Annotated in this window: 10 protein-coding genes; 3 read left to right on the top strand and 7 right to left on the bottom strand. The window is 66.2% G+C overall.

What is annotated here, in order from left to right:
* Both A5652_RS07450 and A5652_RS07455 read right to left on the bottom strand, forming a co-directional pair.
* On the bottom strand, positions 1–1,213 hold a 1,213-nt coding region (locus A5652_RS07450), incomplete at its 3' end, for an FAD-binding dehydrogenase (RefSeq protein WP_067348546.1).
* A 48-nt stretch (positions 1,214–1,261) separates the two neighbouring features.
* On the bottom strand, positions 1,262–1,966 hold the full coding sequence (locus tag A5652_RS07455) for a DUF2334 domain-containing protein (RefSeq protein WP_067348548.1): 705 nt from the start codon (positions 1,964–1,966) through the stop codon (positions 1,262–1,264).
* Between the two features lie 148 nt (positions 1,967–2,114).
* Here A5652_RS07455 and A5652_RS07460 point away from each other — a divergent pair, with 148 nt between their 5' ends.
* Complete coding sequence (locus A5652_RS07460) at positions 2,115–3,734, top strand: DHA2 family efflux MFS transporter permease subunit (RefSeq protein WP_067348550.1); 1,620 nt, start codon at positions 2,115–2,117, stop codon at positions 3,732–3,734.
* Positions 3,735–3,774: 40 nt separating this feature from the next.
* On the opposite strand, the gene A5652_RS07465 is transcribed toward A5652_RS07460, so the two are convergent.
* Both A5652_RS07465 and A5652_RS07470 read right to left on the bottom strand, forming a co-directional pair.
* Positions 3,775–5,895 (bottom strand): S9 family peptidase, encoded by a 2,121-nt coding sequence (locus A5652_RS07465; RefSeq protein WP_067348552.1) that lies wholly within the window; start codon positions 5,893–5,895, stop codon positions 3,775–3,777.
* The gene (locus A5652_RS07470) at positions 5,892–6,782 is read right to left on the bottom strand and encodes a phosphoribosylaminoimidazolesuccinocarboxamide synthase (protein ID WP_067348555.1); all 891 of its coding nucleotides are present in this window, start codon (positions 6,780–6,782) and stop codon (positions 5,892–5,894) included. The genes A5652_RS07465 and A5652_RS07470 overlap by 4 nt, the downstream gene beginning before the upstream one ends.
* Positions 6,783–6,834: 52 nt before the next feature.
* Between A5652_RS07470 and A5652_RS07475 the strand changes: the two genes are divergently transcribed.
* The gene (locus tag A5652_RS07475) at positions 6,835–7,455 is read left to right on the top strand and encodes a hypothetical protein (protein ID WP_067348558.1); all 621 of its coding nucleotides are present in this window, start codon (positions 6,835–6,837) and stop codon (positions 7,453–7,455) included.
* Here the strand turns inward: A5652_RS07475 and A5652_RS07480 are convergent.
* From A5652_RS07480 to purB, 3 genes are read right to left on the bottom strand one after another with little or no spacing between them, the layout of a single operon-like run.
* On the bottom strand, positions 7,420–8,445 hold the full coding sequence (locus tag A5652_RS07480) for a tellurite resistance/C4-dicarboxylate transporter family protein (protein ID WP_067348562.1): 1,026 nt from the start codon (positions 8,443–8,445) through the stop codon (positions 7,420–7,422). The genes A5652_RS07475 and A5652_RS07480 overlap by 36 nt on opposite strands.
* Positions 8,442–9,698, bottom strand: coding sequence for a cytochrome P450 (locus A5652_RS07485; RefSeq protein WP_067348565.1), 1,257 nt, complete (start codon positions 9,696–9,698; stop codon positions 8,442–8,444). Before A5652_RS07485 ends, A5652_RS07480 begins: the two co-directional genes overlap by 4 nt.
* Positions 9,695–11,113, bottom strand: a complete 1,419-nt coding sequence (gene purB, locus A5652_RS07490; RefSeq protein ID WP_067348568.1) for an adenylosuccinate lyase — start codon at positions 11,111–11,113, stop codon at positions 9,695–9,697. Before purB ends, A5652_RS07485 begins: the two co-directional genes overlap by 4 nt.
* 49 nt (positions 11,114–11,162) lie before the next feature.
* Here purB and A5652_RS07495 point away from each other — a divergent pair.
* The coding region (locus tag A5652_RS07495) for a DUF429 domain-containing protein (protein WP_067348572.1) at positions 11,163–11,677 on the top strand (515 nt) is incomplete at its 3' end.

Raw genomic sequence — 11,677 nt, forward strand, 5'->3', positions numbered from 1 at the left:
CGCGCAACGAGTTCGCGCTGACGAAGTCCACGCCCCGATCGACGAACGCCTGCACCGGGCCCGGCGGCCCTGAACGCGCCCGGTTTCGGACCAGCTCGCGGATACTCTGTCCGGTCAGGTCGGGATTCTGCTCCTGGCCGGAGAGCGCGAACTCCTTCTCAATGATCTTGGCGTTCAACACAAACCAGGTGTAGTCGAATCCTGACTTGGTGATGTACTCCAACGTGCCCAGCGTGTCGAAGCCGGGGTAGAGCGGGACCGGCAATCGCTTTCCATTCGCATCCAGCCACAACGACGACGGACCGGGAATGATCCGGATCCCGTGCAGCGGCCAGATCGGGTCGTAGTTTGTGATGCCCTCGGTGTAATGCCACATCCGGTCGGGGTTGATCACCCGAGCGCCGGCCCGCTGCGAGATGACGATCATCCGGCCGTCGACATGGGCCGGCACCCCGCTCAGGAGTTGCTCGGGGACGCGGCCCATGCGCTTGGGCCAGTTCTTTCGCACCAGTTCGTGATTGGCGCCGATGCCGCCGCTCGTCACAATCACCGCGTCGGCACGAAATTCGAACTGCCCTATCGATTTTCGTGATGAAGCGACGCCCCTCGGCGTGGCCGTGGGCTCCAGCACCGTGCCCCGGATGCCCGTTACCGCCTCGCCCTCGACGATCAACTCGTCGACCTGATGGCGGTGCGCAAAGCGTACCGATGAGCGGTCGCGCAGCTGCCGAGCGAAAATCTCGACCAGCGCGGGCCCGGTCCCCCAGGTGATGTGGAAGCGGGGAACCGAATTGCCATGCCCCTGCGCGTCATACCCGCCGCGCTCGGCCCAGCCGACCAACGGGAAAAGCTTGAGCCCGCGCGACCGCAGCCAACTGCGCTTCTCCCCGGCGGCGAAATCGACGTAGGCGTGTGCCCATTGGCGTGGCCAGTAGTCCTCGGGACGATCGAACGCCGCCGTGCCGAGCCAGTCCTGCAACGCGAGTTCATGGCTGTCGCGGATACCCAGCCGGCGCTGCTCGGGGCTGTCGACGAAGAACAGGCCGCCGAAGGACCAGAACGCCTGACCGCCCAGGTTGGCGCTGTTCTCCTGATCGACGATGAGCACCCGCAAGCCGCGATCCACCAGTTCGCAGGCTGCGACCAGGCCTGCCAGGCCTGCCCCGACGACGATGGCATCAGCGTCGAACCCCGTAACCGAAGAATCGCTCATGTCGGACCAGGGTAATGCCCCGGACGAGCAGGTCAGGCAGTCGCTTCGTCAGGCCGCGTCGAGCACCGCTTTGGCCTGCTGCCAGCGGTACACGGTGGGTGTGCAGGCGTGCATCAACGCCAGGTCGACCGCGTCCACCATGGCCTGCAGCGGCCCGGGTTTGCGCAGGTGGCGGGCCGCGACCGCAACACGCACGACGCCACCCCGCCGCGCGATCCGCTCGGCGGACAGCACCACCATCCGGCACCACCACGGCTCGGTGAGGAAGCCCTCGCCGATGCCGAGGACGCGTGCGCGGACGGTGGTGTGACGAACCAGGTCGGTGATCCCGTGCAGATCGGCCAGCAACCGGAATCCGTTGTCCGGCAATGCTTTGACAACACCGGGTGACACCACCCAGCCGGGCGCCGCGAACAGTCGGGTACGCAACCCGAGGTGCTCGAGCACCCGGTCGGCGGCCATCAACCGCAGGTTGGCCTCATGCGCCCGCAGGATCGCGAACTCGCCGCGACGCTTCTTGGTAGCCGCGTCGTCATATCCGTGCAGCACGATGGCGTCACCGCGGGCGCGACGGTTGCTCAGCCACTCGACGGTTTGCGGGTCGTGGTCGAGCCGGTAGTCACCGGACAGGCGGGGAGCCACGAGTAACGACACCGGTACGTTGCGGGCATCCATTTGCGCGCAGAACGCCTCGACGTCGGGCAGGGTGCGTTCCCCAATCCCCGAGACGGAGACGATCAATTTTCCAGACACACCAGCAGTTTGCCGATCCCAAGTGTCGGATTGGTGAAGGACACGCAGACAGCAGGCGTATACGCACTCACCCGAGCAATAAGTTTCGGTTGCCGGACCTGCCCAGACCACGACCGCCGCGAGCGTCGGCCGATGCGATCAGTTCGATATGCTAAGCAACGCCATGGATGAGGCTTCGTACGCATCGGCCAAAACGCCGCTGCCGCACGCCCCCACCGGACAGCCGGGCGTTGAGGAACGGGAATATCCCGACAAGCTCGATGGCCCGCTGTTGCGGATCTCCGGCGTGTGCATCTTGGCCACAGTGATGGCGATCCTGGACGTCACGGTCGTCAGCGTCGCGCAACGCACCTTCATCGACCAGTTCGCCTCCTCGCAGGCCGTCGTTGCCTGGACGATGACCGGCTACACGCTCGCCCTGGCGACCGTGATCCCGATAACCGGCTGGGCGGCCGACCGGTTCGGCACCAAACGGCTCTTCATGGGTTCGGTGGTGGCCTTCATGCTGGGCTCGCTGCTATGTGCGGTTGCCGCAAACATCGTGCAGCTCATCGTCTTTCGTGTGGTACAGGGAATCGGCGGTGGCATGCTGCTGCCGTTGGGTTTCATGATCATGACTCGCGAAGCGGGCCCGGGGCGACTCGGGCGCCTGATGTCGATACTGAGTATCCCGATGCTGCTCGCCCCGATCGGCGGGCCGATCCTGGGCGGCTGGCTGATCGACACCTCGAGCTGGCGGTGGATATTTCTGATCAATGTCCCAATCGGATTTGTCACCATCGCGCTGGCCGCCGTCATTTTTCCGCGGGATCACCCGGCGCGGTCGGAGACCTTCGACGCCGTCGGCGTGCTGCTGCTCTCACCGGGTCTGGCGACGTTCTTGTTCGCGGTGTCCTCCATTCCGGGCCGCGGCACCGTGGCCGACCGCCACGTAGTGATACCGGCGATGATTGGACTGGCGTTGATCGCGGGCTTCGCCGCGCACGCGTGGCATCACGCCGACCATCCCCTGATCGATCTGCGGCTATTCCGCAATCCGGTGCTCACCCACGCCAATGTGACGATGCTGGTCTTCGCCGGCGCATTCTTCGGCGCCGGCCTGCTGCTTCCGAGCTATTTCCAGCAGGTGGTGCACCAAACGCCGATGCAGGCGGGCGTGCACATGATTCCCCAGGGGCTGGGCGCCATGCTGACCATGCGGCTGACCGGCCCGCTGGTGGACAGGCAGGGCCCGGGCAAAATCGTGCTGGTCGGGATCGCGCTGATCACCGCCGGCCTGAGCGCCTTCGCCGTCGGGGCCGCCACCCAGGCCCACTATCTACCCACGCTGCTGGTCGGGCTGGCGATCATGGGTCTGGGCATGGGCTGCACGATGATGCCGCTCTCGGTCGCCTCCGTGCAGGCGCTGGCGCCTCATCAGATCGCTCGGGGAACGACGCTGATGAGCGTCAGTCACCAAGTGGGTGGCTCGATCGGAACCGCACTGATGTCGATGATCCTGACGAACCAGTTCAATCGGAGCCCCAACATCGTCGCTGCGAACAAGCTCGCCGCCCTGCATCAGAGGGCGGCGGCCGACGGGGTGCCGATCGACCAATCCGCGATACCGCCGCAGTCGCTCGACCCCAGGTTTTCGACCAATGTGGTGCACGATCTTTCACACGCGTATACCGCGGTGTTCGTGATCGCCGTCGTGCTGGTGGTGTGCACCCTCATTCCGGCCTGGTTCCTGCCGAAAAAACCGGCGAGCGAAACGGCCGGCGAATAGCGCAATCGCTGGCGCGGACCGTTGGCCGCCTTGGCGTGGCCTACGCCGACTGGGCCTCGGCGGCGGCTAACAGCCACGCGTATTGGAAGGCGGCTTCCTCCCAGCCCTTGTAGCGCCCGCTGACGCCGCCGTGGCCGGCGTTCATCTGGGTCTTCAGCAGGACCGGGTTACCGTCGCCGTTGGCGTGGCGCAGCGCCGCAACCCACTTGGCCGGCTCCACGTAGTAGACCCTCGTATCGTTCAGCGATGTCATCGCAAGAATCGCCGGATACCGTTTGGTCTCGACATTTTCATACGGCGAATAGGACTTCATGTAGGCGTAGACGTCCTTGTCCGCCAAGGGGTTTCCCCATTCATCCCATTCGGTGACGGTGAGCGGCAACGAGGGATCCAGGATGGTGGTCAGCGGGTCGACGAACGGGACCTGCGCGAGAATGCCGGCGAAAAGCTCCGGCGCCAGATTGGCCACCGCCCCCATCAACAAACCGCCGGCGCTGCCCCCCAGCGCCACCAGCTGACGCGCCCGGGTGACGTCTTGTTCCACCAAATGCCTTGCGACCGCGACGAAGTCGGTGAAGGTGTTCTTCTTCTCCAGAAGTTTTCCGTGCTCGTACCAGAGCCGGCCCATCTCGCCGCCGCCACGCACATGGGCGATGGCGAACACCATGCCGCGGTCCAGCAGCGACAGCCGGGCGATGGAAAAGCTGGGGTCGGTGCACAGCTCATAGGCGCCGTAGCCGTAAAGCAATGCCGGCGCCGGGAATTCGATGTCGGCGCGGTGCACGATCGACACCGGGATGCGGGTGCCGTCGTCGGCGACCGCCCAGTCACGCCGTTCCACGTATTCGTCCGTCCGGTAGTCGCCGAGGACGGGCTGCTCGCGCAGCAAGGTGCGTTCACCGGTGGCGAGGTCGATGTCGTAGACCCGTGCCGGAATGACCAGCGATCCCGCCCTGATCCGCAGCTTGGGCGCCGCCCAGTTGGGGTTGCCGGCCGGTCCTGCCGTCATCAGCTCGGAGTCGAATGAAATCTCCTCGGGCTGTGCGTATGTGCCGTCGGCGTTGATGGGCCACAGCTGCATCCGGGGCAGTGCCTCGCGCCGATAGCTGACGACCAGGAGGCCGGCGAAAGCGTCCACCCCGTCGAGCCGGACGTCGTCGCGGTGCGGGATCAGGGTGCGCTGCTGTGCCGGATCGCTGACCGGCGCCTCGGTGAGGGTGAAGTTCACCGCGCCGTCGTTGTGCAGGATCAAGAACCGGTCCTGTCCGCCGATGACCGCGTGCTCGACCGAGTATTCGACGCCTTCGCGACGCGGTAGCACGACGGTGAACTGGGCCTGGGGATCGGCGGCGTCGGCGTAGCGGTACTCGGAGGTGATCGAGGATCCCGAGGCGATGAAGACGTAGGCCTCGCTGCGGGTGAGTCCCACGCCAAGCCAATACTTTTCGTCCGCTTCGTGATACACCAGCTCCGGGTCGTCACCGGAGCCCACCCGGTACCGCCACACTGTGTCGGGGCGGTGGGCGTCGTCCAGGGTCAGGTAGTACACGGTGCGGTTGTCGGCGGCCCATGTCGCACCGGCCCCGATGTCGGCGATCTCGTCGGGAAACAGCTCGCCGGTGCGTAAGTCTTTGAAGCGCAACGTGTATCGCTCATCGCCGAGGGTGTCGACCGAGTAGGCCAACAGATTACCGTCCAGGCTCACTGTGGCCGCACCCAGGGAGAAGAACTCGTGACCCTCGGCTTCGGCATTGGAATCGAGCAGGGTCTGCTCGCCCGGGATCTCGGTGTCCTCGTCCAGGGTCGGCGGATCCCAATCGTCGGGTCCGCTTATCGGACACCGGCATTGGACGCGGTATTGCTTTCCCTCGTAGGTGCGCGCGTAGTACCACCACTGGCCCTTCCGGGTCGGCACCGACAGATCCGTCTCCTTGGTGCGCGCCTTGATCTCGTCGAAGATCTGCTGCCGCAGTGGTCCGAGGTGCTCGGTCATCTGATCGACGTAGGCGTTTTCCGCCTCGAGGTGGGCGATGACTTCGGGGTTGGTCTTTTCGCGCAGCCACTCATACGGATCGATGAAGACGTCGCCGTGATGCTCGCGCCGGCTCTCCACTCGTTTGGCGACAGGAGGCACCAACCCGTCGAGCTGCAAGTCGGTCATGCGGTGGGACCGATCCACTCGTCGAAGCTCAGGCCGGAAATGCGTTCGTAGGCCTCGATATAACGGCCTCGGGTGGCATCGATGATGTGCTCCGGTAGTGGCGGCGGGGGTTGCGAGCCGTGTCGGTCCCAGCCGGACTCGGGACGGGTCAGCCAGTTGCGGACGAACTGTTTGTCGAAGCTGTTTTGGACGACGCCTTCCTGGTACTCGTCGGCCGGCCAGTACCGGGACGAATCCGGCGTGAAGATCTCATCGGCCAGCAGCAGGTTGCCGTCGCGGTCGGTGCCGAACTCGAACTTGGTGTCGGCGATGATGATTCCTTTCCGGAGCGCGTGATCGGCGGCCTGAACGTAGATCTGCAATGTGCGGTCGCGGAGCTGGTTGGCGGGCACGGGACCGACCATCTCGATCACCCGCGCGAATGAGATGTTCTCGTCGTGGTCGCCCAGTGCGGCTTTCGTCGCTGGGGTAAACAGGGGTTGGGCGAATCTGCTGGCTTCGACCAATCCGGGCGGCAGGGGGATGCCGCATACCTTTCCGGTCGCTTGGTAGTCCAGCAATCCCGAGCCGGTCAGGTAGCCGCGCGCCACGCATTCGATGGGAAGCATTTCCAGCTGGCGCACCACCAGCGCGCGGCCCAGCACCTCGTCGGGGATGCGCGGATCGTCCGGCGGCCCGGCCAAATGGTTGGGGGCGTCGACGAGTCCGAAGAAGAAGACGCTCATCGCGGTGAGGATGCGGCCCTTGTCCGGAATGGTGCTGTCCAGGACGAAGTCGTACGCCGATATGCGGTCGGTGGCGACGAGTAGCAGGTGCTCGTCGTCGACGCGATACAGCTCGCGGACCTTGCCGCTGGCCAGATGCTGGTAGTCGGACAGTGCAGGCATCCGGTCAGCCTATCGGGCACCCGCAAACGGGCTTTGTGCTGGGATCGGGGCTATGACATCGCGGTTTCTGCCCTACTCCACCAGGCCCGGCCGACTGGCGGCCCAGCTGTTCAGCGACCTCGCCGTCGTCCTGTGGACGGTGTTCTGGCTGCTCGTCGGGCTGGCGGTCTACGACGCGATCGCGACGATCGCCGACGCCGGCCGGCAGGTCGAGAGCGGCGCGCACGGCATCGCCGGCAACCTCGCCTCGGCCGGCCACGGCGCCCAGCACATTCCGGTGGTGGGCGACACGGTGAGCAAGCCGCTCAACTCCGCCAGCCAGGCCGCGCTGGACATCGCGGGCGCGGGCCACGACCTGGACGTCGCCGCGAGTTGGCTCGCGGTCCTGCTGGCGATGGCGGTTGTTGCGGTGCCGATCCTCGTCGCGGTGCTCCCGTGGTTGTTTCTGCGGCTGCGATTCTTTCGGCGCAAGTTGACGGTGACCGCTCTGGCCGCAACCCCGGCCGGCGCGCAACTGCTTGCGCTGCGCGCGCTGACGAACCGTCCGCCCCGAAAGTTGATCGCCGTCAGCGCGGATCCGGTCGGCGGATGGCGCCGCGAGGACCCGGCCACCATCGGGGCCCTGGCCGCGCTAGAACTACGGTCGGCCGGTATCGCGATTCGCGGGAGTTAGCAGCAGCAATCGCCGCGATAAGAGCAGCAGCCCGGCGACCACCACAGTGAGCCACGCGGCCAGCGCATCCCAGAAGAACACCAGCGAAACCGTGAACAGTGATGGCTGATTGATCTCGCGTGCCATGGCGAAGCTGGCCGCGGAGTACATGCCCAGCGGGAACACGAAGGCCCACCACACACCGGCGAAACGCAGCGTGTTGGGATAACGCCTGATGCGGTGCAACGCGAAATAGACCAGCGGCGGTATCCACAACGTGGCCGTCGCCCAGGTGACGATGGTGACCGCACGCACCGGCCCGGCCAGCCAGGCGGGAGCCACGGCGTGAATGTTGTCGCCGGCCAGCGTCGCAATCGCCATGCCCCCCATCAAGATCCAGGTATCGGGTTCGAAGCCGTCCCGGTCCTGCCGTTCGTTCACCACGCGCCAGAGAGTGAGCCAGGTCATCAGCCCGTAGATGCACAGCGCCACCACCCATCCGGCCGCGGCCACCGCGAGCCACCAGTGATGATCGGTGTGTCGAGCCGCGCGGGCGATCACGATCGCCAACCCGGAGGTTCCCACGCTGCCCAGTTGCCAGGCCCCGTGCGCGCGGTCGCGAAGGTCTGTCCACCGCTGCGCCAACATGTTTCGCGCGCTGAACAGGATCAGTATCAGCCAAGACGCCAGGCCAACCCCGCCGAGTATGCGCGCCACCCACACGTTCGACGACAAGCGAGTGTCGATCACCGCACACGCCGCCACGAAAGTGATCAGTCGCAGGGTGACGTCGGGATCGGTCAGGTCCCAGCACAACTTCTGGCCGGGGACACAGGCCTTCGCGACGACCAGGGCGACCAGGATCACCAGGCCGAGGGTGGCGATGACGCCCATCGTGTCGCTGATCAACCGGTACCCGTGATTGCGCGCGCCGATCGACAAGATTCCCGTTGCCATCACCGCGGCGAACACATCTGGCGAGGGCTCGACATTAGCGAACCGGATCGTCACGGTTCTTCGCGAAGCTCCACGACGAGGTGCCGAATGCCGGTGTGCCGATTGCTGCGGGTCCATTCGACCGGCCGGACAACTTGCACCCCGCCGAACCGGGACAGCAGCTCTTCGAACAACACCCGCAGCTCCAGTCGGGCCAGATTGGCACCCAGGCAGTAGTGCACTCCCTGACCGAATCCCAGGTGCGGATTCGGCTTTCGGGAGACATCGAATTCGTCGGCGTTCGCGAACACCCCGGCGTCGCGATTCGCGGAGCCTTCCCAGATCTGTATCTTCTGCCCCGCCTCGATCGACTGCCCTGCCAGCGTGACGTCGCGGGTGGCGGTGCGGCGCTTGGAGGGCGACGGCGACGTCCACCGCACCATTTCCTCGACGGCCGTCGGCAGCGCATCGAGATCACCACGCAGCGACTGCAATTGGTGTGGATGGTGGGCTAATGCCAGCAGACCGCCCGCGACCGCGTTGCGGGTGGTCTCCGCGCCGGCGCTGAACAACAGGCTGAAGAACAGGTAGAGCTCCATGTCGGACAGGACCGATCCGTCACCGCTGTCGGAGTCGTCCAGCATCGCGTTCGCCACGACCGACAACATGTCGTCTGTCGGGTTCTCGCGCTTGGATGCGATCAGCTGCTGCCCGTACTGATACATCCGCGACCCGGCCTCCTCGATCGACAGCTGCGATAGAGCGGCCTTCCGCGAACCGCCGAAGTCGAACTGCGGCTCGATCGCCTCGAACAGCCAATGCCGTTCGGATTCGGGAACTCCCAGCAGGATGCAGATCATCTGCATCGGCAATTCGGCGGCGATGTTTACCAGGAAATCGAACGGCTCGCCCGGCACCACCGCGTCCAGCAGCCGGCGCGCCCTGATCCGCAGGTCGTCCTCGACCAGCCTGATCATCCGCGGCGTCAGGCCCGAGCTGACCAGCCGCCGAATCTGTGAATGCCGCGGATCGTCCATCATGTTGAGCACCTGACCCGCGATCGCCAGGTCCTGCAACAGCGTGCCGCCGTACGGCCGCGGACCGCCCGTGACCGATGAATAGGTCGCCGGATCCTTCAGCACCGCAAGCGTTTCCGCGTAGGTGGCCACCGACCAGAAGCCTTCACCGTCCGGGGTGTTGTCGGTCGGCGAGTGCCAGTACACCGGCGCCTCACGACGATGGATCGCGAACAGATCGTGCGGAAATCCGTTGGCGAAGTTGTCCAGATCGGTGAAGTCGATCTCGGCGAGCGCGCCGGCCAGCGTCACAGGATCGCACCCGGGGCGTACTTGGCCGCGTCCGGGTAGCGGTTCACCAACGCATCCACTTGCGCCGCCACCTCGTCCACCTGCTCACCGGCGGCGCCGGTGAACGCCTTCTTATCGGCCAGCGCGGCGTCCAGCGCCGCCCGGTCCAGCGGCAGGCGCTCGTCGGCGGCCAGGCGCTCCAGCAGGTCGGGCTCGGCTCCGTGTTCGCGCATCGCGAGCGCGGTGGCCACCGCGTGTTCGCGGATCACGTGATGCGCGGTCTCGCGCCCCACGCCGGCGCGCACCGCGGCGATCAACACCTTGGTGGTGGCCAGGAACGGCAGGTAGCGATCCAGCTCGCGGCTGATCACCGCCGGATAGGCACCGAACTCGTCGAGCACCGTCAGGAACGTCTCGATCTGCCCATCGATGGCAAAGAAGCTGTCCGGCAAGGCGACTCGGCGCACAACAGAGCAGAACACGTCGCCCTCGTTCCACTGCGCGCCCGCCAGTTCGGCGGCCATCGAGGCGTAGCCGCGCAGCACCACTTGCAGCCCGTTGACCCGTTCGCAGCTGCGGGTGTTCATCTTGTGCGGCATGGCCGAGGAACCGACCTGCCCGGGCGCGAATCCCTCGGTCACCAGTTCATGCCCGGCCATCAGCCGGATCGTGTGAGCCATCGACGACGGCCCCGCGCCCAGCTGCACCAGCGCCGAGAGCACGTCGTGGTCCAGCGAACGCGGATACACCTGCCCGACGCTGGTCAATACCGTTGCGAAACCTAAGAATTCGGCTATGCGCCGCTCGAGCTCGGCCAGCTTGCCCGCGTCACCGTCCAGCAGGTCGAGCATGTCCTGGGAGGTGCCCATCGGGCCCTTGATGCCGCGCAGCGGGTAGCGGTCGATCAATTCGCGCAGCCTGGTCAATGCGATCAGGGTTTCCTGGGCCGCCGACGCGAACCGCTTGCCCAACGTGGTGGCCTGCGCGGCGACGTTGTGGCTGCGCCCGGCCATCACCAGGTCGCGGTAGGCCACGGCCCGCTCGGCGAGCCGCGCGGCAACGGCCACGCCGTGACCGAAGACCAGCTCCAGCGAGCGCCGAATTTGAAGTTGCTCCACGTTCTCGGTCAGATCGCGACTGGTCATGCCCTTGTGCACGTGCTCGTGACCGGCCAGCGCATTGAACTCCTCGATACGCGCCTTGACGTCGTGACGCAGCGCCCGTTCGCGCTCCGCGATGGACGCCAGGTCGACGTCCTCGATCACCCGCTCGTAGTCGGCGATGGCTTCGGAAGGCACCGATACGCCCAGTTCCGCCTGTGCGCGCAGCACCGCCAGCCACAGCCGCCGCTCGGCGACGACCTTGGCCTCCGGCGACCAGATCGCGACCATCTCGGCACTGGCGTACCGGGTGGCCAGCACATTCGGAATGCTCACTTGGTCCTCACGAACACACAGCTTACGGTCGCGCTCGTAGCCTATGCGGATGTACTTCGCCGGTGTGGACCTCGCGTGGGCGGGTCGTAACCCGACCGGCGTCGCCATCGTGGACTCCGACGGCGCCCTGGTGAGCGTGGGCGCGGCCGGCGACGACGGCGAGATCCTGACCGCGTTGCACCCCTATGTGCGCGGCGACTGTCTGGTCGCCTTCGATGCACCGCTGGTGGTGAACAACCCGACCGGCCAGCGTCCTGCCGAGACCGCGCTCAACCGCGATTTCCGGAGCTACGAGGCAGGTACCCACCCCTGCAACACCGGAAAGCCCGAATTCGCCGACGGCCCCCGCGCGGGCCGCCTGGCCGCGACGCTGGGCCTGCACCTCGATCCGCGGTCGCCGGCCGCCCGGCTCGCCATCGAGGTCTACCCGCATGCGGCCACCGTCGCCTTGTTCCGGCTGGAGCGCACGCTGAAGTACAAGGCAAAGGCCGGGCGCACCGTCGACCGGCTCAAATCCGAGCTGCTGCTGCTGATGGACGGCGTCGAGCGGCTGGAGCACGCTCA

Source organism: Mycobacterium sp. 1165178.9, from assembly GCF_001673555.1.
GTDB lineage: Bacteria > Actinomycetota > Actinomycetes > Mycobacteriales > Mycobacteriaceae > Mycobacterium.